Below are 21,520 nucleotides of genomic sequence, written 5' to 3'. Positions count from 1 at the left end.
GCCTCAGCACTCCACCCGGTTCACCGACAGGCCCACGGCCAGGCCGCCGAGCGAGGTCTCCTTGTAGATCTCGTTCATGTCCTCGCCCGTGCGCTTCATCGTGGCGATGACCTTGTCGAGCGACACCGAGTGCTGGCCGTCGCCGAGCAAAGCCAGGCGGGCGGCGTCGATGGCCTTGATGGCGCCCATGGCGTTGCGCTCGATGCAGGGGATCTGGACCAGGCCGCCGATGGGATCGCAGGTGAGGCCGAGGTTGTGCTCCATGCCGATCTCGGCGGCGTTCTCGATCTGGGCGTTGGTCCCGCCCAGGGCGGCGCAGAGGCCGCCGGCGGCCATGGAGCAGGCCACGCCCACCTCGCCCTGGCAGCCGACCTCGGCCCCCGAGATCGAGGCGTTGCGCTTGTAGAGCGCGCCGATCGCGGCGGCGGTCAGCAGGAACACCCGCGCCTGCTCGGGCGTGCCCTTGTGGAAGCGCATGAAGAACCGCAGCACGGCCGGCACCAGGCCCGCCGCGCCATTGGTCGGGGCGGTGACGACGCGGCCGCCGGCGGCGTTCTCCTCGTTGACCGCCATGGCCCACAGGTTGACGAAGTCCATGGCCGCCAGCGGATCGCTCATCTGGCGCTCCATCCGGCCAAGGATGGTCTGGTGGATCTGGCGGGCGCGGCGCTTGACCGACAGGCCGCCGGGCAGGATCCCGTCCTCGCGCATGCCCCGGTCGATACAGGCCTCCATGGCCCCGAAGATGCGGTCGAGGCCGGCGTTCATCTCGCCCTCGCTCATCCGGGCCAGCTCGTTGGCGGCCATCACCTGGGCGATGGTCAGGCCGGCCTGGTCGGCGCGTTCCAAGAGGTCGGCCGAGCTTTCGAACGGGAACGGGATGGCCGGACCTTCCTCGGGCGGGGCGTTGCGGCCCATCTCGCTCTCGTCGCGCACGAAGCCGCCGCCGATCGAGAAATAGGTGCGCTCGGCCAGCACGCCGCCTTCGGCGTCGAAGGCGGTGAAGGTCAGCGCATTCGGATGCTGGGGCAGGCGCTCGTGGCCGGCGAAGACGATGTCGCGGGCCTCGTCGAAGCCGATGCCGACCTCGCCGCCGAGCAGCATCCACTGGGTGGCCTTGGTCTCGGTGAGAGCCGCCTCGCCGGCGTCGGGATCGAGGTTGGCGGGCGCGAAACCCATCAGGCCCAGGATCACGGCGCGGTCGGTGGCGTGGCCTTTGCCGGTCAGGGCCAGCGAGGCGTAGAGCCGGGTCTCGACCCTGGCGACGAGCGGGAGCTTGCCGGCGGCGCGCAGCCGCTCGACGAACATCACCCCCGCCGTCATCGGCCCCATGGTGTGGCTGCTGGAAGGGCCGACGCCCAGCTTGAAGAGATCGAAGACGGAGGCGGTCATTTTTATTCTTCACCGTTCTTCCCCGCGAAGGCGGGGACCCAGGCTGAGCTGGCCACGGGGTGCGCGGTCGACTCGGCTTGGGCCCCCGCCTTCGCGGGGGTGATCGGGTTACTTTCTCTTACTTCCGTTCAGCCTTGGTCTTGTCGCGCAGGTCCTTGAACTCCGAACCCGCCTGCCACTCGGGCCACACGCGCGAGTTCGCCAGATCCGCGCCCACCTTGTAGAACAGGCCGATGTCCATCGCCTGGCCCGACAGGTCCCAGTCCGCCGACCATTCGTCGGCCGGCTGGTGGTAGCGGTTGGTGGTGTAGTCTTCCTCGGCCTTCTCGCCGGCTTCCTTGCCGCCGTTGACCAGATCATTGCCCGAGCCGACCGAGATCGCCGGCACGCCGCGCTTGGCGAAGGGGAAGTGGTCCGAGCGGTAGAAGTGGCCGGCCTGCGGCGTGGGATCAGGCGTGAAGTAACGGCCCTCTTCCTTGGCCTTGGCCACCAGCATGTCCTGCAGATCGACCTTGCCGTCGCCCGAGGTGGTGACGTCCTTGGCCGGGCCGGCGGCCGACAGGGCGTCGATGTTCAGGTCGGCGACCGTCTTGGCCAGCGGGAACAGCGGGTTGGCGGCGTAGTATTCCGAGCCCAGCAGGCCCTTTTCTTCCGCCGTCACCGCCAGGAACAGCACCGAGCGCTGCGGCGCGGGGCCGGCCTTGAAGGCGCGGCCCAGTTCCAGCAGGGCGGCGATGCCGTCGGCGTTGTCCACGGCGCCGTTATAGATCTTGTCGCCCTTGGCGTCCGGCAGGCCCACGCCCAGGTGGTCCCAGTGGCCGCTGTAGATGATGCTCTCGTCGGGGAACTTCGCCCCCTTCACCCGGCCGGCGATGTTCTTGGAGACGATGACCTGGTGATCGACGGCGTAGTCGGCCGAGAAGGTCGCCTTCAGGTCCACCGGCTTGAAGTCGCGGGTCTGGGCCTGCTGCTTCAGGGCCTCGAAATCCAGGCCAGCCTGCTTGAAGAGCTCAACGGCCAGGTCGCGCTGGATCCAGCCTTCCAGGGGCGGGTGGCTCTTGCCCGGATCCTTGCGGACGATGTCGAACATCGTGTTGGTGTTGGAGTTCTTGACCGTGTTCCAGCCGTAGGAGGCCGGGGCGGTCTCATGCACGATCAGCAGGCCGGCGGCGCCGCGGCGGGCGGCCTCTTCGTACTTGTAGGTCCAGCGGCCGTAATAGGTCATGGCCTTGCCGCCGAAGTCGCCCTTCCCCGTTTCGAAGTCCGGGTCATTGATCAGCACGACGACGATCTTGCCCTTGACGTCCAGGCCCTTGAAATCGTCCCAGTTGCGCTCGGGCGCGGTGACGCCGTAGCCGGCGAAGACCAGCGGCGCGTCCTTGATCGACACCTTGTCGACATTGGTCATGGCCGCGCGGATGGCGATCTGCTCGCCCTGGGCCAGGTTGATGTGGTTGGACGCCGTCATGATGTGGGCGGCGACCGGGCCCTTGATCTCGAACTTGCCCAGCGGCACGTCCTGGGTCCAGGCGCGCTTGCCGTCCTTCTGCAGGTCGCCGGCCGGCTCCAGGCCGATCGCCTGCATCTGCTGGGTGATGTAGGCGACGGTCTTCTTCTCGCCCTCGGTGGCGGGACCCCGGCCCTCGAACTCGTCCGAGGACAGCACCTTGATGTGCTGCGACAGGCGGGCCGGGTCGATCTTGGGCGCGTCGGCGGCATGCGCGAGCATGGGCGCGGCGATCAGGGCCGTGGCGAGGAGAAGGCGTTTCATCGTCGCTGTTCTTTTCGAGCGGTTCATTCGAAGGCGCGGACCCTAGCGGGTGGTTTTGACCGCCGCTAGGGGGTGGGGAGAAAGTGGGCGTGCTCGAGCTTCCTTCTCCCCTTGCGGGAGAAGGTGGCGCCGATAGGCGTCGGATGAGGGGTCGAAAGCCGGCGCCGCCGCGCACGGCGAATGCTAGCGACCGCACGCCGCCAGTATGGCCGCGAGCACCGTCTCCCGATCTTCCTGCACCGTCCGGTTCGGAAACCGCATCACCCGAAAGCCCTGCTCCCGTAGCCAGGAATCGCGAACCAGATCCCGGTCGCGCTCGTCGTGGTGCGGACCGTCCGCCTCGATCACCAGCCGATGCCGAAAACAGACGAAATCGGCGATGTAGCGGCCCAGGAGGACCTGCCGCCGGAACTTCAGACCGTCGAGCTGGCGGTCGCGCAGGAGGGTCCATAGCAGGCGCTCGGTGGAGACGGGCGCGCGGCGCATGTGGCGGGCTTGGGCGATGGCGGCCATGCGTCGAGATTGGAACAAATAAGGAACAATCTCAAGTTGCCATTTGTCCGTCTGCTCTCGTTCGCGGTTGGTCTTTCTGAGAGACCCCTCATCCGACGCCTACGGCGCCACCTTCTCCCGCAAGGGGAGAAGGATCAGAGGACTTTTGAAAACACCGCCGGATCCACATTCCCGCCAGACAGCACGATGGCCGCCGTCTGGCCGGAGAGGTCGATCTTGCCGCTCAGCGCGGCGGCCAAAGCCACGCAACCGCCCGGCTCGACCACCAGCTTCAGGTTCATGAACGCCCAGCGCATGGCGGCGGCCACTTCATCGTCGGTGACGGCGGCGATCCCGGTGAGCGTCCGGCTGTTGATCGGCCAGGTCAGGGCGCCGGGGATCGGGGTCAGCAGGGCGTCGCAGAACGAGCGGGCGTCGGGGTCGATCACCTCGCGATGGCCGCTGCCCAGCGAGCGGCGGGTCTCGTCGAAGCCGGCCGGTTCGGCGCCCCAGACCTGGGTGGCGGGCGACAGGGCCTTCACGGCGGTCGAGGTTCCGGCGATCAGCCCGCCGCCGCCGACGGGGCAGAGCACCTTGTCGAGGGTCGCGCCGGCCGCCTCGGCCTGGGCGATGATCTCCAGCCCCACCGTGCCCTGGCCGGCGATGATGTGCGGGTCGTCGTAGGACGGCACGACGATCATGCCGCGCTCGGCCGCGATCTGCGCGGCGATGGCCTCGCGGTCTTCCTTGAAGCGGTCGAAGAAGCGGATCTCGGCGCCGAAGCCGCGCGTGGCCTCGACCTTCACGCCCGGCGCGTCGAGCGGCATGACGATCAGGGCGGGCAGGCCAAGCTTGCGGGCGGCGAGCGCCACGCCCTGGGCGTGGTTGCCCGACGAGAAGGCGACGACGCCCCTGCCCTTCTCTTCGTCCGACAGCTGCGAGAGGCGGTTGTAGGCGCCGCGAAACTTGAAGGCCCCGGCCAGCTGCAGGGTCTCGGGCTTGACGAAGATCCGCCCCGACAGGCGCTCGGACAGGGCGGCGCTTTCGAGCAAGGGCGTGACGACGGCCTGGCCCTGGAGGCGGGCGGCGGCGGCCTGGATGTCGGCGAGCGAGACGGTCATGAAAACATCCGTTGCGGCTGCGGCCCCACGGGCCGCGACAATCGACCGCACCGCTACTAGCTCGCACAGGAAGTTCGCGCCATAAGAGAGCGGGAAGACTGCTGAGGGGCTCTCACACCATGAAGACCGCACTGCTGGCCGCCGCGGCCTGCGCCGTCCTGTCGCTCGCCGCCGGCACGGCCGCCAGCGCCGGCGAACTGATCGTCGGCGCCTACAAGCACGACGTCACCTTCATCGGCGAGGCCGTGGGCCTGGGCGCCGCCGGCCGCGAGGACGGCGTCGACCTGCACGTCGGCTACCGCACCGATCGCCTGGAGAACCTGCGCTGGCTGGGCAAGCCGCAGGTCCACGCTTTCCTGTCCCTGAACAGCGAAAACACCTCGAACTTCGTGGCCGCCGGCTTCAGCTGGCCGATCGACTTCGGCGACAAGGGCGGCTTCTATTTCCGCCCGGGCATGGGCCTGGCCTATACCGACGGCGAGACCAACCTGCCGCCGGTGAACCAGCCCGGCATCAGCCAGGCCGAGATCGATCGCCGCCTCAAGCTCTACTACACCCGCATCGATTTCGGCTCGAAGGTGCTGTTCCAGCCGGAGCTGAACCTGGGCTACCGCTTCAACGACCGTTGGGCGACCGAACTGTCCTACGTGCACCTGTCGAACGGCCAGATCTTCCACCAGGGCAAGAACCAGGGGCTTGACGATCTGGGCGTGCGACTGCTTTACGCCTTCTGACTTCGCGGGGGCCGCCTGACGGCCCCCCGTTCGTCACCTACAATCGAGACAACGTCCGCCGCCGAGTCCTGTCGAAGGGCCGCGGGCGCTACCGGGCAGGTGACAAGGCATATCTCTATCATGGCCAACGTGACCGTCGTGGGCGCCCAATGGGGCGACGAGGGCAAGGGCAAGATCGTCGACTGGCTCTCCAACCGGGCCGACGTCGTCGTGCGCTTCCAGGGCGGCCACAACGCCGGCCATACGCTGGTGGTGGACGGCAAGGTCTACAAGCTGGCCCTGCTGCCCTCTGGCGTCGTGCAGGGCAAGACCTCGGTCATCGGCAACGGCGTCGTCGTCGACCCCTGGCACCTGCTGGGCGAGATCGCCAAGATCGCCGACCAGGGCGTGGCCATCACGCCGGACGTGCTGATCCTGGCCGACAACGCCGCCCTGATCCTGCCGCTGCACCGCGACCTGGACCAGGCGCGTGAAGCCGCCTCCAGCCAGAAGATCGGCACCACCGGCCGCGGCATCGGCCCGGCCTACGAGGACAAGGTGGGCCGTCGCGCCATCCGCGTCGCCGACCTGGCCGATCCGGAAGCCCTGAAGCCGAAGATCGAGCGCCTGCTCAGCCACCACGGCGCCCTGCGTCGCGGCCTTGGCCTGCCGGACGCCGACGCCGGCGCGCTGTTCGACCAGCTGATGGAGATCGCGCCGCAGATCCTGGCCTACGCCCAGCCCGCCTGGCGCGTGCTCGACCAGGCCCACAAGGCCGGCAAGCGCATCCTGTTCGAAGGCGCCCAGGGCGCCCTGCTGGACGTCGACCACGGCACCTATCCGTTCGTCACCTCGTCCAACACCGTCGCCGGCCAGGCCGCGGCCGGTTCGGGCATGGGTCCCAAGGGTCCGGGCTACGTGCTGGGCATCGTCAAGGCCTACACCACCCGCGTCGGCGAAGGCCCGTTCGCCTGCGAGCTGCAGGATGAAGTGGGCAAGCACCTGGCCACGATCGGCCGCGAGGTCGGCGTCAACACCGGCCGTCCGCGCCGCTGCGGCTGGTTCGACGCGGTGCTGGTGCGCCAGTCGGTGGCCATCAACGGCATCGACGGCATCGCCCTGACCAAGCTGGACGTGCTGGACGGACTGAAGACCCTGAAGATCTGCGTCGGCTACAAGATCGGCGACAAGATCCTCGACTACCTGCCCGCCGGCATGCGCGACCAGGCCGCCGCCGAGCCCGTGTACGAGGAGATCGAAGGCTGGAGCGAAAGCACCGCCGGCGCCCGCTCGTTCAAGGACCTCAACGCCAACGCCATCAAGTACGTGCGCCGCGTCGAGGAACTGATCGGCGCCCCGGTGGCCCTGCTCTCCACCAGCCCCGAGCGCGACGACACCATCCTGATGCGCGACCCGTTCGCGGGGTAGCCCAGCGTCCCTCTCCCCTTGCGGGAGAGGGTGGCCTCCCGAAGGGAGGTCGGGTGAGGGGTCTCTCAGAAATCAGACGCCGCGACAGCTGCTCAGCCGTCGCGGCGTTTTGCGTTTGAGAGACCCCTCATCCGTCGGCTTCGCCGACACCTTCTCCCGCAAGGGGAGAAGGAACTCACGGAGGCCGACAATCCCCATAATGAGGACTACCTACGGTCGCGGTTAGCGATTGCTTAGGTCGGCAAGGCTACAACCCTCGTGTCACCAAGGGGGTCGCCTGATCTTGTCCGCGCGTCGAAAGCTCTCTCCGGTCCGCAAGCCGGACCGATTGACGCGCAGCCTGCGCGCCCTGGAGCGCACGGCCTCGACCAGCCGGGTGCTGAACCTGCTGGCCATCGCCGCCGACAGCCACAAGCGGCCGGAATATTCGCAGCATCCGCTGTTTCGCAACCGGGTCCTGAACAACGCCCTGATCGTCAAGCACCGCCTGCGGGCCGACGACCTGTTCCTGTTCGACGAAGCCCGCCCCACGGCGACCAAGATCATCATCCCGTTCGAGCGCAGCGACCTGTCGCTGGGCGGCCAGTCGTTCTTCGTGGGCCAGCGTGGTTGGATCGACCTGCTGCGCGAGGCCTGCAACGATCCCACCGACATGACGCGGGACCTGGCCACGCTGCGCATGATCGACATGCTGCCGTCGCTGGACCCGTTCCTGCTGCGCGAGCACCTGCGCCGCCACGGCATGATCGTGGCCCCCTGCTACTTCGCCCTGTCGCCCGGCGACCTGGAGCAGATGCAGGGCTTCGTCACCGTCGAGATCTCGCGGCTGATCGACCTGGCCTATCGCGACAGCGGCCGGGTCAACGGCGCGGCCGCCGCCCGCCTGGTCGAGGCCCTGCTGTCGACCGACGTCGACGAGCGGCTGGAGCCCCTGCGCGAGACCCTGGTCCTGGAGGGCGAGAGCTTCCGCGAGGGCGTCTTCAGCTGGAAGGGCTTCCTCTATTACAAGTGGATGCTGACGCGCCTGTGGCCGCAGCTGACCGCCACGGCCGGCGAGATCGGCCAGATGATCATCACCGGCGCCCGCGAGGCCGAGACGGCCCGCTATGTCGACGACGCCCGCAAGCGGCTGCAGCACGGGGTGGTGGTCGAGCGCGCCTCGATCCTGCGCACGATCAAGGTCTATGACGACGCCTTCGAGGACCTGATCGACAACGGCAAGCCGCAGGCCTTCCGCGAGTTCCTGCTGCGCGCGCCCGAGATGTTCCTGTCCCTGGGCGAGAAGGTCGGGGTGATCTCGCACATCGCCAGCTTCTGGCGCTACCGCTTCCCCGAGGGCCAGCCGGCCATCGTCGACGTGGAAGAGGCCGTCGACATCCTGCAGGACTTCGACTCCGGGTTGTCGGCCTCGCTGTCGATCTGAGATCGCCCACCTGAGGTAGGCGATCTGACGCAGAGGGCCCGCCTGGTCATCAAGCGGATTTTTACCCTCGCGCCTTAAGAGTCGGGGTCCGATCTTCCCGACCAGCGAGGAGGCCCCGCCCCGTGTTCGACGACAACCCCCGCACCCTGCAGCGCATCGCCGCCAAGATGCAGCGCGTGTTGGTCGTCGATCCGAGCAACGCGGCCGTCCGCCTGCTGGGCGACCAGCTGCGCCACGTGGGCAATGTGCAGGTCTTCGCCGCCCCGACCATCGAGCAGGGCTGGGGGATGGTGCGCACCGTCGACCCGCAGATGATCTTCGTCGAGCACGCCAGCTCGGGCGCCGACGGCCTGGCCCTGGCCCGCAAGATCCGCCGCAGCGACCTGGCCTGCCGCCAGAACCCGATCATCATGTGCACGGCCGAAGCCACCGCCGAAGCCATCTTCGGGGCCCGCGACGCCGGCATCCACGAGTTCATGCGCAAGCCGTTCACGATCAAGGATCTGGAACGCCGCCTCGAGGCCGTGACCCTGAAGCCGCGCGACTGGGTGGAGGCCGTGCAGTACGTCGGTCCCGACCGCCGCCGCTTCAACTCGGCCGAATACAAGGGTCCGCGCAAGCGCAAGGCCGACGCCGCCGGCACGCCCGCCGCGCGCCTGTCGCAGGCCCTGCGCATCGTCAAGTCGGCCGCCCAGTCGCTGGACAGCGATCCGGCCCAGGCCCGCCGGGCCCTGGCCGCTCAGGCGGCCGAGCTGAACGCCGTCGGCGTGGCGGTGAAGGATCCGCGCCTGGTCGAGGCCGCCGCGGCCCTGGCCGGCTGCACCACGGCCGACTTCTCGGTCGGCGGCGGCCGCGCCGAACTGGTCAGGCGCATCGACGCCCTGATGGGCTTCATGACCGACGAGGGCAACGGCCGGGCGGCTTAGGGCCGCTTCAGGTCCGCCGACGCGAAACCAGCGCGAAACCGGCCACGCAGGCCAGGAACAGCACCACCGCCAGCTGGCCCAGGGGGACGTTCCCCTGCAGCCCCTTGTTCAGCAAAGCGATGCTGGCGAGCACGCCCAGGATCAGGGCGACGAAGGCGAGGCGGCGGAGGAGAACCTGCGACATGGGGCCAGGCTAGCACGCCTTTTCGTACAGGAAAGTCGAACGCATCGACGAGCCTCTCCTCCCCCGTGAAACGGGGGAGGTGGCGCGGCGCCATCGGCGACGTGACGGAGGGGGCGACCGCCGCCGCCCCGCCCAGTCTCGCCCCCTCCACCGGCTTCGCCGGTCCCCCTCCCCCGCGAGCGGGGGAGGAGCGTCTAAACGGAAAACGCCGCGACAGCTGGTCGGCTGTCGCGGCGTCTTGCTTTTGAGAGACCCCTATCCTTCTCCCGCAAGGGGAGAAGGCTCGGGATCTGGATCAGAACGCCATGCGGGCGATCAGCTGGAAGGCCGGGCCGGCTTCTTCCGATTCCAGTTCGTACTCGGCGTAGTTGCGCGCCTTCTGGTCGGCCAGGCTGTCGAACTTGTCGAAGCTTTCCTTCTTCTTGCCGTTCAGCAGGTTCGAGCCGGTCAGGCGGATGGTGGTGCGCTCGCCGATGCGCTTCTCGACGAAGATCTCCAGCTCGCCGCCGTAGGTGGTGTGGACTTCCTCGCCGATCAGGCGGTCGAAGGCCTCGCCCTGCTTGCGGTAGGTGGCGCCGAAGGCCGCGCCCAGCTTCGGCAGGTCCTGGATGAAGCCGACATTGGCCACGTACTTGGCCTGGCCGTTGAAGCGACGCTTGCCCAGCACGTCCGAGATCTCGCTGTCGAGCCAGGAGTAGTTGAAGAACACGCCGGTGTTCTCCAGGCCCACCACGGTCAGCGGGGTGGAGAGGTCGAACTCCAGACCCCAGACCTTGCCGTCGCCGACGTTGCGCGACTGCAGCACGCTGGCGGTGCCGCCGGCCGAGCCCACGACGCCGGTGTCGGCCAGTTCGATCAGGTCGGTGACGTCGCGGTAGAAGAAGTTGACGCCCGCCACGCCCTGACGGCCGAGGCGGCGCTCATAGCCGACGTCCAGGCCCCAGGCGGTTTCCGGCTTCAGGTTCGGATTGCCGATGAAGTCGTTGTCGCCGTACTCCTCCTCGAGAACCGCCGGCGAGATCTGGTCGAAGCCGGGGCGGCGCACGGTGCGGGCCACCGAGGCGGTGACGCGGTCGTCGTCGGTCAGGCTCCAGCGCAGGTGGGCCGAGGGCAGCAGGATGGCGTAGTCGAGGCTGGTGTCGCGCAGGGCGGCCGCGGCCGTCTCGTCGGTGATCGAGACGTCGGTGGTCTCGTAGCGCAGGCCCGCTTCCCACTTCACGTCGCCGGCCTTGCCCGACAGCTGGACGTAGGGATCGACGCGCTTTTCCTCGATCTGGTTCACGCCGCCGGGGACGGCTTCGTAGGGGTTGCTGACCGCGGTCGCGCCGATGTTGTAGCGGTTGCGCAGGGTCTGGATGTCGCTGTCGCGGCTCTTGTCCTGCAGGTCGACGCCGAACTCCAGCTTGGCCGCGCCCAGGTCACGCTCGTGCTTCAGCTTCAGCGTGGTCTCGGTGTCCTCGATGTCGGTCGTGGTCCGGTCGAAGGTGTAGCGCGGCTTGGAGCGATTGTAGTCGGTGTCGTCCTCGCGGTCGAAATCGGTCTCGGTGAAGCGGGCGTAGGTGACCCGGGCCGAGCCGACGCCGCCGAACATCTCGTGCTTGTACTTGGCCGACAGGGTCAGGGTTTCCTGGTCGGTGTCGACGATCTGGTGGTTGATGGTCAGCAGGTTGCCGCCGGTGGTCTTGCCGAACACGATCGGCGCGGTCGAGCCGCCGGTGCGGGTGTTGTACTCGAGCGAGTATTCGTCCTGCTTGCGGTCGGTCTTGACGTAGAAGGCCGACAGGTCGAGGTCGCCGCCGGCCAGGGGCGTCTGGTAGCTGGCGTTGAACGAGTAGTCGGTGCCGTTGCGCACGTCGCTCTGGTCTTCGCGGTTGACGAAGGCGCCGTTCGGGCTGGCGTAGCGCAGGCTGGTCTTTTCCTTGGGGTTGCGGCGGCCCTGCAGGTTGGCGCCCAGCAGCAGGCGGCCGGGGCCGACCTGGCCGCCCCAGACGCCGCCCAGGGTCTCGCGGATGCGGCCATCGTTGAAGCCCAGGGCCCCGACGCGGAAGAAGCCGCCGTCCAGCGAATAGGCGTCGCGCAGCACGATGTTGACGGCGCCGGCCAGGGCGTCGCCGCTACGGTTGGCGCTGGCGCTGCGGACGATCTCGACGCGCTCGATCAGTTCGGCGGGGATGCGGTCGACGAAGAACGAGCGGTCGACGCCCGAGCCGGGCACCTTCTCGCCGTTGATCAGCACCTGGGTGTAGCCCGGATCCAGGCCGCGCATGCGCACGCCGTCCGATTCCAGAACGTCCGACAGGAAGGCCACCGAGGGCACGCGCTTGAGGGCGTCGCCGGCGGTCAGGGGCTCGAAGCGCTGGAAGTAGTCGAGGCCGTATTCGAGGACCGGGGCGGTCTCCTCGCTGCGGTTGCGGTAGGCGATCTGGGCCTGGACGACGACTTCCGAGGCCGTGACCGGCTCTTCGGCGGTGGCGATCGGAGCGTCGGCGAGATCGGCGGCCGCGGCCTGGGCCGCCATGGCCAGGGGCGCGAGGGCGCACAGCGCCAACAGAGCGGTCTTCTTCATCGAAACATCCCCCACTTCGCGGCCGGGCATGACACCGGGTGACGCGCGTGTTTTTGTCGGGGCAGGGCATAGTTTCGCCACAACCTGGGGGCCAGAGAAGTTTCGGCGACAGTTTTATTGCGAATTTATGTAGCGGCGCGGATGATCCGTGCTCGGAACATCCAATCCCTCTCCCCTTGCGGGAGAGGGTGGCCCCACGAAGTGGGGTCGGGTGAGGGGTCGCGCAGACGCAAAACGCCGCGACGGCCTTTCGGCTGTCGCGGCGTCTGATTTCTGAGAGACCCCTCATCCGACGCCTACGGCGCCACCTTCTCCCGCAAGGGGAGAAGGATCAGCCGAGGCAGGTCCGCGAGATCTCCGCCCGCAGCTCCGGCAACCCCAGGCCCTTCTCCGACGAGGTGGCCAGCACCCGGGGGAAGGCGGCCGGACGCTTGGCGACGGCCTTGGTGGTTTCCTCGACGACCTTCTCGACTTCCGCCGGCTTGATCTTGTCGGCCTTGGTCAGGACGATCTGGTAGGAGACCGCCGAGATGTCGAGGGCGTCAAGCGCCTCGGCGTCGACCTTCTTCAGCCCGTGACGGGCGTCGATCAGCAGGTAGACGCGCTTGAGGTTGGGCCGGCCGCGCAGGAACTGGCGGCCCAGGTCCTGGAACTTGCTGGCCGTCGAGCGCGAGACGCGCGCGAAGCCGTAGCCCGGGAGGTCGACCAGACGCAGCTTCTCGGCCAGCAGGAAGAAGTTGATCTCCCGCGTACGGCCCGGCTCGTTGGAGGCGCGGGCCAGGTACTTCTGGCCGACCAGACCGTTGATCAGGCTCGACTTGCCGACGTTGGAGCGGCCGGCGAAGGCCACTTCCGGCAGGTCGGAGGGCGGCAGGCCGTCCATGCGGACGGCCCCCATCATGAACGAGACCGGCTGGGCGAAGAGCACCCGGGCCGCCTCGATCTCGTCTTCGGTGAAGATGGGATCGATCGGATCGGTCATCAGGTGGCCGTCGCGGTCTGCTTGCCGGTCAGGCGAGCCACGATCTGGTCGATCGGGTTGTCGACCTTGTAGCGGCGCATGATGATGTACTGCTGGATGATGGTCAGGACGTTCGACCAGCACCAGTAGATCACCAGGCCCACCGCGAACTGCGACAGGGTGAACATGAAGATCAGCGGGAAGAACTGGAAGATCTTCTGCTGCATCGGATCGCCGGCCGGCGGGTTCATCGCCGTGGTCAGCCACATGGTGAAGCCGTACAGCAGCGGCCAGACGCCGATGTGCAGGGGGCCGCCCAGGAAGTTGCCGATCAGCGGGGCCGTCGCCGGATCCCACGGGATCAGGCCGAACAGGTTCATGAACGTCGTCGGGTCACGCGCGGACAGGTCCTGGATCCAGCCGAAGAACGGCGCGTGGCGCATTTCGATCGTGACCGTCAGCACCTTGTACAGCGAGTAGAACACCGGGATCTGGATCAGCATGGGCACGCAGCCCATGAACGGGTTGATCTTCTCCTTGGCGTACAGCGCCATGGTTTCCTGCTGCAGCTTGGCCGGGTCTTCCTTGTTCTTGGCCTTCAGCTTTTCGACCTCGGGGGCGATCTTCTTCATCTTGGCCATGGACTCGTAGCTCTTGTCCGCCAGCGGATAGAGCAGGAGCTTCAGGGTCACGGTCAGCAGCATGATGGCGATGCCGAAGTTGCCGACCAGCTTGTAGAAGATCTCCAGCACGTTGAAGATCGGACGGGTGATCAGGGCGAACATGCCCCAGTCCACGGCGTCGTCGAAGCGCGGGATGTCGGCCTTGCGCTTGTCCCAGAAGGCCCAGCCGCTGGGAGCGTTGCCGTTGTACTCGTACTGGCGCAGCAGCGGCACGGTCTTGGCGCCGGCGAACAGGCGGGTGGTCTCGGTCAGGGTCTGGCCGGGGGCCAGGGCGCGCGCCGCGGCGGTGTAGTTGGCCTCGTAGACATCGACGCCGGAGACGGGCGTGACCTTGTAGCGGGCCGTGATGGCCTCGTCCTGGCTCGGGATCAGGGCCGCCAGCCAGTACTTGTCGGTGATGCCGGTCCAGCCGCCCTTGGAGGAGAACTCCTGCAGCGGCTTCTTCTTTTTCCAGTCCTGGTACTTGGCCTGCTTCAGCTCGTAGCCGTCCTGGCCCAGGATGCCGATGCCGCCCTCGTGGACGATGTGGTTCTTGCCCAGATCGGTGGGGATGCCCCAGCGCTGCACCGAGGCGTAGGGCGCCAGGGTCAGGGTCTGGCCACCCTGGTTCTTGACGCTGTCGGACACCGTGAACATGGCGTCGGCGTCGACCGAGAGCGTGCGGGTGAAGATCAGGCCCTGGCCGTTGTCATGCGTCAGCACGACCGGCGAGCCGGGGCGCAAGGTCGCGCCGGCCGGAGCGGTCCAGACGGTGTTGGCGTCCGGCAGGCCCGCCGGATTGGCGCCGGCCCAGCCGAATTCGGCGAAGAAGGCGTTCTCGGCGCCGGTCGGGCGCAGCAGCTCGACGGGCGGGGCGTTCTTCTTGGTGGTCTGGCCGTAGCGCTTGAGCCACAGGTCGTCGATCCGCGCGCCCTTCAGGGCGATCGAGCCGGCCAGGGCCGGGGTGTCGACGGCGATCCGCGGGCTGGCGGCCTTGGCGACGTCGCGCGACAGCTTGATCGGCTGGGGCGAGCCGTCCGGACCGACGGTCATGCCGGGAGGCGCGACGGCGGCGGCCTGGGCCTCGGCGGCCTTCTTGGCGCGGGCGGCTTCTTCCATCTTCTTCTGGTTCGGGCCCAGCACGAAGAATTGGTAGCCGAGAAGGATCGCGAACGCGCTGACGATGAAGACCAGCGTGTTCTTGTTGTCGTTCTGCATGGATGACTTAACCGGGATCGGAGGGCTTCGACGCAGGCGCGTGCGAAGAGGGTGAGGCGGGCGCGGCAGGGGCAGATGGAGAGGGATGTCTCCCCCCGCGGTCTATTTCGGCCGCGAGGCTTATCAGCGCGGCTTTTACATCGTCAAGCAAACGCCCCCAGGGCCGCGAGCGCGTACCGCCGCGGGCGATGAACACATAGTCGCAACCGGGCCGTCCATGAAGGGGCAGAAGGAGCCTCGCGGCCTCGCGCAGGCGTCTTTTCGCGCGATTGCGCTCCACCGAGCCGCCGACCTTCTTGGAAGCGGTGAAGCCGACGCGGATCAGGGCGTCGTCGTCGCCTCGCGGGCGCAGCTGCATGAAGACGGCGCCGCGCGACAGCGAGGGGGCCTTGGCGGCCTTCAGGAAGTCGGCGCGCACCTTGATGCGCTCGATCTTCGGGCCCTTGGGGTCGGGCGCGAGAGGTTCGGCCAGGGGGGCGGCGGAAACCTGGGAATCGGTCATGAAAAAAGCCGCCCTTTCCGGCGCAGGCTGGAGGCCTGGTTCAGGGAAGGGGCGGCTTTTGTCATGTCGTACGATCCTGCCGAAGCAGGAAAGAAGAGCGGGAGACCCGCTCTTAGGCCGTCAGGCGCTTGCGGCCCTTGGCGCGACGACGCGCGACGATCTTTTGGCCGTTCTTGGTGGCCATACGCGTGCGGTAGCCGTGACGGCGGGCTCGCACGAGCTTCGACGGCTGGAATGTCCGCTTCACGACGTGGCTCCGAATTACAATAGCGTTGACGCGGACAACCTTGCGGCCGCCGCGAGTGAGGGGCGGTGGATAAGCGAGGCGGCCGGGGATGTCAACCGCGCAAAGCGCCGGAAGCTGAGTCAGGGCAAGGGGTTGGCCCCCTACCCTCTCGCCCTACCCTCTGGCCGCGCCCAGCAGCACCAGCGCGAAGATCGACCAGTCCAGGGTAATGTGGGCGATCAGCGAGGACCAGAGGCTGCGGGTCAGCAGATAGGGGACGGTCAGCGCCAGCCGCGAGACGCCGATGACCAGCAGCACCTGGGCCAGGTTCCAGTCGTAGGTCGACAGGTGCAGCAGGCCGAAGATCGCGGCCGACAGAATCCAGGCGGCCAGAACCGAAGACCGCAGGGCCAGTCCGAACCGGCGATGAAACAGCGTCAGCAGCGCCAGGAACGGCAGGATGGTGATCAGCTCCTCGCCCAGCAGCTGCGGCGCGGTGCCGGCGATGAAGACGACGCGCTCCCAGCCGTCCAGCCGCGTGAGCAGACCCGCGACCGGATTGACGGCGACGCCGCCGGCCTTGGTGAAGACCAGGGCGACCGCGCTCGACAGCAGCAGGGCGAGGGGAACGGTCAGCAGGCCGGCCAGCACGTCGGTCAAGGTGAGGCGCGGGAACAGCGCCGTCCAGCCGCGTCCGGCGGCCGCCCTCAGCGCCAGCAGCGGCATGGCGGCGAACAGCACCGGCCCGGCCAGCGCCATCGGACCGCCCGGCGCGCGCGCCAGCAGCATCAGCGCCACGAAACCGGCGACGCAGCTTCCCAGCACCATGACCCACCAACCGGCCGACAGGCCTTCGGGCGCGGCGCGGATATAGGGAAAGTCTCGCGGGGTCGGCCCTGCCATGATCGAAGCTCCACTGCGCGGGCGACTATGGCGACGCTTCGCCATGGCTGTATAGCGCTCGCCTCTCGCCTTGCGATGGATGGGCAGAAATCGCGGCCCGCTGCTGCTATCACCGACCGGTCGGCGCAACGGGAGCCTGCTTCGTGGACCTGCTGAAGATCCTGAGAAGCTTCGAGGAACTGCTCTTCGAAGCCATGACCTGGCTCTACTTCTACCCGCGCACCATGCTGCGGATCGTCAGCCGGCCGATGACCGCCATGGCCTATTCCGACCGCGAGGAAGGCCAGCCCGAGGACCTGCGCTACGATGACGCGCTGAGCCCGCCGGTGCTGCTGATCATCACCCTGGTGATCGCCAACGCCATCGGCTGGGCGGTCCACGTTCCCCAGCCGGCCAACGCCCCGCCCCTGGCCAAGGCGCTCTACGACTCCCAGCAGAACCTGCTGATGTTCCGCTGCCTGCTGTTTGGCCTCACGCCGCTGGTCGTGACCCTGACCCGGCTGCGCAAGCAGGGCGTGGCGATTTCGCGCCAGACCCTGCGGCGGCCGTTCTACGCCCAGTGCTACCTGGCCTCGCCGGTGGCGCTGGCCGTGTCGCTGGGCCTGATGGCCGTGCAGCGCGGGACCCCGGCCCTGGTCGGGGCCGGCGCGGCGGTGATCCTGGCCTCGACCGTCTGGCTGATCGTGGCCCAGACCCGCTGGCTGTCGCGGCATCTGTCGATCCCGCCGGCCCGCGCGGCCGTGACCGCCGTGGCGGCCCTGGCGCGCGCCCTCTTCTACATGCTGCTGATCCTGATCCCGCTGGCCCTGGCCTGAAGACGTCAGTACGGCTCGATCGAGCGGACCTGGCCGTCGGACGAGGCGAAGCAGCGCGAGCGATAGGGGCCGGTGGCCATGGTCAGCTCCCAGTCGCCGCGCCCCAGGTCGCGGACGCTGATCGGCACGCTTGAGCCGGCGGGACGGTTCTGGAACGCGTCGGCCCGGCGCGAGCAGGCGTCCTGGGCCGCGCGCGGGGCGTTACGGACGTAGCGGGTGTTGGCGTAGCGGCGGTTGTCGCGCTCGGACTGCCCGGCCAGGAAGCCCTCGTGATAGCCCTCGGTCTCGTGCCGGTCGTCATAGTCGGAGCCGTAGAGGGCCGCCTGGTAACCGCGCTCGTATTCGTCGTCGTGGGCGCGGTCGGCGTCGCCGTGCTTCTGCTTGTGAGCCGCCAGGGCGGCGGCCAGGCCGACGATGGCCACGCCCGCCACGACGGCGGCGGCCTTGGAGTCAGAGCTCTTCTTGCGGCACAGGTTGCGGGCCTCGACGATGGTCAGGTAGCGGCCGTCGCGGGTGGTGACCTGGACGCAGTCGTCGCCGCGCCGCCAATAGCTCCACTTGGCGCTGCCGCCCTCGTCCACATGGTCGAATTCGTAGCCCCGCCGCTGCAGCTCGCTTTCGCCGCCCGCCGCCCGGGCGCCGATCAGGTCGCGCAGGTCGCCGGGGATCTGGGCCCAGGCGGGCGGAACCGCGCTTGCTGAGACGAGCGCGGCGAGCGCGGCGGCGGCGGCGATCCGGCGGCGAACGGACATGGCGTTTCCTTGGGGCTGTGGCGACCACTTCGGGTTGAACCATGGCGCATGGCGCTCGCAAAGGTCATTCACGCCGAGAGGCCGACAAAAGGTCGCGGCGCCGAGCCGAAGATTTCCGGCGCCGCGTTAAACGGCGGTCAAACATGCTCGAGCTAAGGTCGCGCTTCTTCCTTTCGCGGCCCGCACAGGCCTCCAGGAGCGCCTCGTGCCGCAGCGTCCGGATCCTCGTTCAACCTCACGGACACCGGTGTCGTCGCCGGCGTTCAACGAGAACGGCGGCTGGCGGCGCTATCGGCATCTGAAGGTCGAGGCGGCGCTGTTCCTGCTGATCGCGGTGACCTTCGCCGCGGTGCTGGGCAAGGGCGCCCTCACCCGCCAGAGCCTGGCCCTGACGCCGCAGTCGGACCAGGTGATCGCCTACGCCTTCTCCGACGCCGAGACCGGCGGCCGCTCCAGCGTCACCCCCGATCCGCATCGGCAGATGGCCTGGCGCTGCGACATCCGGGCGGCCGTCAACTATCCCTATTGCGGCTATGGCCTGCAGCTGACCACCGGCGGCGCAAGCAAGGGGCTCGACTTCACCCGCTACCAGAGCATCACCCTGCGCCTGACCTACAGCGGCGGCGGCGACCGGCTGAAGCTGCAGGTCAAGACCGCCCCGCCGGCGGCCCTACGTGGCAAGGTCGGCGACCAGGACGTGCCGCTGGTCCTGGAATTCCCGGTCGATCCGGGCGCCAACGAGATCCGCCTGCCGCTGGACCGCCTGACCGCCGAGGGCTGGTGGGTCAGCAGCCACGGCGTGTCGCCCCGCGACGCCGCCCCGAACCTGGCCGACGTGCGGGCGATCGCCATCACCACCGACGACGCCGCGCCCGGCCCGCTGACCGTGTCGCTCGACGAGATCGACCTCGAGGGCGTCTCGCTGTCGGACGGCCAGTGGTACCTGATCATCCTGGGCGTCTGGCTGGTGGTGACCGGCGGCTTTCTGGTGGGGCGCCTGCTGGGCATGCGCCGCGAGTTCGAAACCCGCCAGCGCCGCCAGTTGGAGGAAGCCCGGGTGATGGGCGAGGCCCGCGCCGCCGCCGAGGCAGCCAACGCGGCCAAGTCGCAGTTCCTGGGCCACATGAGCCACGAGCTGCGCACGCCGCTGAACGCGGTGATCGGCTACAGCTACTGGCTCAGCCGCGGCGCGCTGGACGACAGGCAGCGCACGGCCGTCGACGCCATCCGCTCCAGCGGCGAGCACCTGCTGGCGATGATCAGCGACATCCTCGACATCGCCAAGATCGAGGCCGGGCGGCTCGACCTCCAGCCCGCCGCCTTCGACCTGCGCGCCTGCCTCGACGAGATCGACCAGATGTTCCGGCTGCGGGCCGAGGAGAAGGGCCTGGCCTTCGCCGTCGACCTGGCGGCCGACGCCCCCCGCACCATCGTCGCCGACCCCAAGCGCCTGCGCCAGGTGCTGATCAACCTGCTGGGCAACGCGGTGAAGTTCACCGACCAGGGCCGCGTGTCGCTGAGCGTCGAAAGCCTCGAGCCGAAAGCCGGCGGCGAGGCCCGCCTGCGCTTCACCGTCGAAGACACCGGCGTCGGCGTCGCCCCCGACCAGCTGGACGCGGTCTTCCGCCCCTTCGAACAGGTCGGCGACCCCGCCCGCCACGTCGGCGGCACCGGCCTTGGCCTCAGCATCACCCGCCAGATCGTCGAGACCATGGGCGGCGAGATCACCCTGGACAGCACACCGGGCCTGGGCAGCCGGTTCGTGGTGGAGACGCCGGTGGGGGTGGAGGCGGCGGTCGCCGTGGCGGCGCCGTTGAAGCGGCTGGTTTCGCCGCGGGGTTAGAATGCGACGGAGCGCTGAGGCGCTACGGACGGACCGTGCTCGTCGATCACCAAGGCCAACCCGGCTGCACCCGGTTCAGAAGGAAGACTGGGTATCGTGATCGCGAAGGCTACCCTCGACTTGTCGAAACCGAGCGGCGTGATGTCGATCTGTTCGCGCGGCTCAGTCCCCGGGGCACCAATCAGCCCCGCGAGAATCTGTCGATAATTCTGGCTGACCCTCTTCAACTCAAGAGCTTTCCGGATCAGCGCGGCCACGTAAAGAAACCGCGACGAACTGGACATGCCGCGAGCGATCCGCCGCGCCTGGTGACCGATGGTCAGCCACAAACTGGTTGCGTGGGAATCCAGCCAGCGAAGATCTTCAAGGCTGACAAGCAAGCGGTCCTGGCTTGCGAGCGTCGACAGGATGGCGCCGGGGTCGGCATGTTCGCTTATGACCAAGCCCGTCCCGCGGCGAATCGAAAACTCAGCCAACAGTCGTGACACCCCAGACAGCTGGAGATGCGGCGCGATAAGGACGTCCAGATCCAGACTCATGCCGCGCACCGGCCCGTTTCGCATATAGACGTCGTCAGCCTGCCAGTCCGCCCCCTCCCAATATTCACTCGAGGGATTCCAACCATTCCTCGCAAGAAGACTCTGAGCCAAGCGTCGGTAGTCGAAGCGCACCTTGTCGCGATCGCAGGAGACCCCCCTGGTGAGAATAGCGACATCGTGTGCGGGCCAGTCCTCCCGCGGCATGACAAATATGTCGTGGCCTCCCGGGAAAACCACGGCAGCTTCGCTTTGAAGCGAAGCATCGCCTCTCGCCAATTGGATCCGTAGTGATCGTTCCGGATCGAGATCTAAACTCCAAGCACGCGCGAAAATCTGGAACCATGCAGCGCCGCTGTCCGAGGCTTCTGATCGCTGACTGACGAAGGTCGCCAGGCCGGTCCGCTGCACAAAGCCCACGACACCTGGCCAATATATGCTCGCCACACCGATCAGATAGCGGATCGACGTCGCAAGAACTGGATTTCTGTTTTGCTCGCCAAAACCAGGATCAAGCGGGACCAATATCGTCGGAGCAGGGACTTCTTGCTGCACAGCCCGCGCAAATTCGTGAAAGCGATCAGCGCGCCCATCGACTCCAATGATGCGGATCAGATCGGCCGGCGGGCCATCACGCCATATCCAACGCCCCCACGGAGACGTCCTCTTCTCACCGAGCTCGACGGTGAGACGGGGCCCATCGAAATCTTGGCAAGCCTGCCAGAACGCCTTCGCGTCATCCGGCCCGAAAGCCATGGTGTCGAATGGCAGCGGCTTGGCGCTTCGGTAGCTCGCAAAGACTTCGGCATCATGGAAGAAGAGCAATGTCGTTTCCGAACGCTGCTTTTCAACCGCCGGAGAAGATAGCTCTTCCGCCGCTACCGGCTCGTCCAGCAGCGTGCGCGCGTCCGTCCGCACCTTGCTGCGGTCGAGCCCTGGGAACGCCATCCCCCGCAGGTCCTGGCCGCGCATGTCGGCGCCGTCCATGCGCGTGCCGATGTACATGGTCGCAGGATCGAGCCCCGCGATCCGTGCCAGTTCGCGTAGGTCGTCGGTCTCGGCGCGGAGCACGCGGGCCACCGCCGA

19 protein-coding genes are annotated in these 21,520 nt (G+C 68.1%); 6 read left to right on the top strand and 13 right to left on the bottom strand.

All coding sequences use genetic code 11. The features are described from left to right. Positions 1 to 3: 3 nt before the first annotated feature. The 4 genes from AC07NG_RS10630 to AC07NG_RS10615 all read right to left on the bottom strand — a co-directional run bounded on the left by AC07NG_RS10630 (position 4) and on the right by AC07NG_RS10615 (position 4,776). Positions 4 to 1,392: an L-serine ammonia-lyase gene (locus AC07NG_RS10630; RefSeq protein WP_494593870.1), complete on the bottom strand. Its 1,389-nt coding sequence runs from the start codon at positions 1,390 to 1,392 to the stop codon at positions 4 to 6. A 118-nt stretch (positions 1,393 to 1,510) separates the two neighbouring features. Then, complete coding sequence (locus AC07NG_RS10625) at positions 1,511 to 3,163, bottom strand: M28 family metallopeptidase (RefSeq protein ID WP_494593868.1); 1,653 nt, start codon at positions 3,161 to 3,163, stop codon at positions 1,511 to 1,513. Positions 3,164 to 3,346: 183 nt separating this feature from the next. Next, positions 3,347 to 3,676 carry an endonuclease domain-containing protein gene (locus AC07NG_RS10620; protein ID WP_492853913.1) on the bottom strand — a complete coding sequence of 110 codons (330 nt, stop codon included), beginning with the start codon at positions 3,674 to 3,676 and terminating at the stop codon, positions 3,347 to 3,349. Positions 3,677 to 3,810: 134 nt separating this feature from the next. Then, positions 3,811 to 4,776: a threonine ammonia-lyase gene (locus tag AC07NG_RS10615; protein WP_494593866.1), complete on the bottom strand. Its 966-nt coding sequence runs from the start codon at positions 4,774 to 4,776 to the stop codon at positions 3,811 to 3,813. Positions 4,777 to 4,895: 119 nt separating this feature from the next. Between AC07NG_RS10615 and AC07NG_RS10610 the strand changes: the two genes are divergently transcribed. From AC07NG_RS10610 to AC07NG_RS10595, 4 genes are all read left to right on the top strand, one after another. After that, the gene (locus AC07NG_RS10610; protein WP_487290424.1) at positions 4,896 to 5,510 is read left to right on the top strand and encodes an acyloxyacyl hydrolase; all 615 of its coding nucleotides are present in this window, start codon (positions 4,896 to 4,898) and stop codon (positions 5,508 to 5,510) included. A 120-nt stretch (positions 5,511 to 5,630) separates the two neighbouring features. After that, entirely contained in the window at positions 5,631 to 6,917 is a 1,287-nt protein-coding gene (locus AC07NG_RS10605; protein ID WP_110118348.1) for an adenylosuccinate synthase, read from the top strand. Positions 6,918 to 7,194: 277 nt separating this feature from the next. Next, on the top strand, positions 7,195 to 8,340 hold the full coding sequence (locus AC07NG_RS10600; RefSeq protein WP_492854001.1) for a hypothetical protein: 1,146 nt from the start codon (positions 7,195 to 7,197) through the stop codon (positions 8,338 to 8,340). A 122-nt stretch (positions 8,341 to 8,462) separates the two neighbouring features. Continuing rightward, entirely contained in the window at positions 8,463 to 9,266 is an 804-nt protein-coding gene (locus AC07NG_RS10595; protein WP_110118347.1) for a response regulator, read from the top strand. Between the two features lie 7 nt (positions 9,267 to 9,273). Here AC07NG_RS10595 and AC07NG_RS10590 read toward each other — a convergent pair whose 3' ends face one another. The 7 genes from AC07NG_RS10590 to AC07NG_RS10560 all read right to left on the bottom strand — a co-directional run bounded on the left by AC07NG_RS10590 (position 9,274) and on the right by AC07NG_RS10560 (position 16,488). Further along, positions 9,274 to 9,450, bottom strand: coding sequence for a hypothetical protein (locus tag AC07NG_RS10590; protein WP_492853915.1), 177 nt, complete (start codon positions 9,448 to 9,450; stop codon positions 9,274 to 9,276). Positions 9,451 to 9,745: 295 nt separating this feature from the next. Next, a complete protein-coding gene (locus AC07NG_RS10585) occupies positions 9,746 to 12,016 on the bottom strand; it encodes a TonB-dependent receptor plug domain-containing protein (protein ID WP_494593863.1) in 2,271 nt (756 codons plus the stop codon). 331 nt (positions 12,017 to 12,347) lie between these two features. Further along, positions 12,348 to 12,998, bottom strand: a complete 651-nt coding sequence (gene yihA, locus AC07NG_RS10580; protein ID WP_492853917.1) for a ribosome biogenesis GTP-binding protein YihA/YsxC — start codon at positions 12,996 to 12,998, stop codon at positions 12,348 to 12,350. Then, positions 12,998 to 14,857: a membrane protein insertase YidC gene (yidC, locus tag AC07NG_RS10575; protein WP_494593861.1), complete on the bottom strand. Its 1,860-nt coding sequence runs from the start codon at positions 14,855 to 14,857 to the stop codon at positions 12,998 to 13,000. Before yidC ends, yihA begins: the two co-directional genes overlap by 1 nt. 7 nt (positions 14,858 to 14,864) lie before the next feature. After that, the gene (gene rnpA / locus AC07NG_RS10570) at positions 14,865 to 15,359 is read right to left on the bottom strand and encodes a ribonuclease P protein component (protein ID WP_494593859.1); all 495 of its coding nucleotides are present in this window, start codon (positions 15,357 to 15,359) and stop codon (positions 14,865 to 14,867) included. Between the two features lie 112 nt (positions 15,360 to 15,471). Next, entirely contained in the window at positions 15,472 to 15,606 is a 135-nt protein-coding gene (gene rpmH, locus AC07NG_RS10565; RefSeq protein WP_110118343.1) for a 50S ribosomal protein L34, read from the bottom strand. A 153-nt stretch (positions 15,607 to 15,759) separates the two neighbouring features. Further along, on the bottom strand, positions 15,760 to 16,488 hold the full coding sequence (locus tag AC07NG_RS10560; protein WP_494593857.1) for a CPBP family intramembrane glutamic endopeptidase: 729 nt from the start codon (positions 16,486 to 16,488) through the stop codon (positions 15,760 to 15,762). A 143-nt stretch (positions 16,489 to 16,631) separates the two neighbouring features. Here AC07NG_RS10560 and AC07NG_RS10555 point away from each other — a divergent pair, with 143 nt between their 5' ends. Then, complete coding sequence (locus tag AC07NG_RS10555; protein WP_494593855.1) at positions 16,632 to 17,303, top strand: hypothetical protein; 672 nt, start codon at positions 16,632 to 16,634, stop codon at positions 17,301 to 17,303. Positions 17,304 to 17,308: 5 nt separating this feature from the next. Here AC07NG_RS10555 and AC07NG_RS10550 read toward each other — a convergent pair whose 3' ends face one another. Beyond that, on the bottom strand, positions 17,309 to 18,055 hold the full coding sequence (locus AC07NG_RS10550) for a hypothetical protein (protein WP_494593854.1): 747 nt from the start codon (positions 18,053 to 18,055) through the stop codon (positions 17,309 to 17,311). 247 nt (positions 18,056 to 18,302) lie between these two features. On the opposite strand from AC07NG_RS10550, the gene AC07NG_RS10545 reads away from it, so the two are divergent. Beyond that, positions 18,303 to 19,898, top strand: a complete 1,596-nt coding sequence (locus AC07NG_RS10545) for a sensor histidine kinase (protein ID WP_494593852.1) — start codon at positions 18,303 to 18,305, stop codon at positions 19,896 to 19,898. Here the strand turns inward: AC07NG_RS10545 and AC07NG_RS10540 are convergent. Continuing rightward, positions 19,895 to 21,514 (bottom strand): hypothetical protein, encoded by a 1,620-nt coding sequence (locus AC07NG_RS10540; RefSeq protein WP_494593850.1) that lies wholly within the window; start codon positions 21,512 to 21,514, stop codon positions 19,895 to 19,897. The genes AC07NG_RS10545 and AC07NG_RS10540 overlap by 4 nt on opposite strands. Positions 21,515 to 21,520: the final 6 nt, after the last annotated feature.

It is taken from the genome of Caulobacter sp. GW821-FHT10C03, assembly GCF_059415485.1.
Note: the sequence above shows the minus strand (reverse complement) of the source record. Positions and strands in the feature narration are given on the sequence as shown.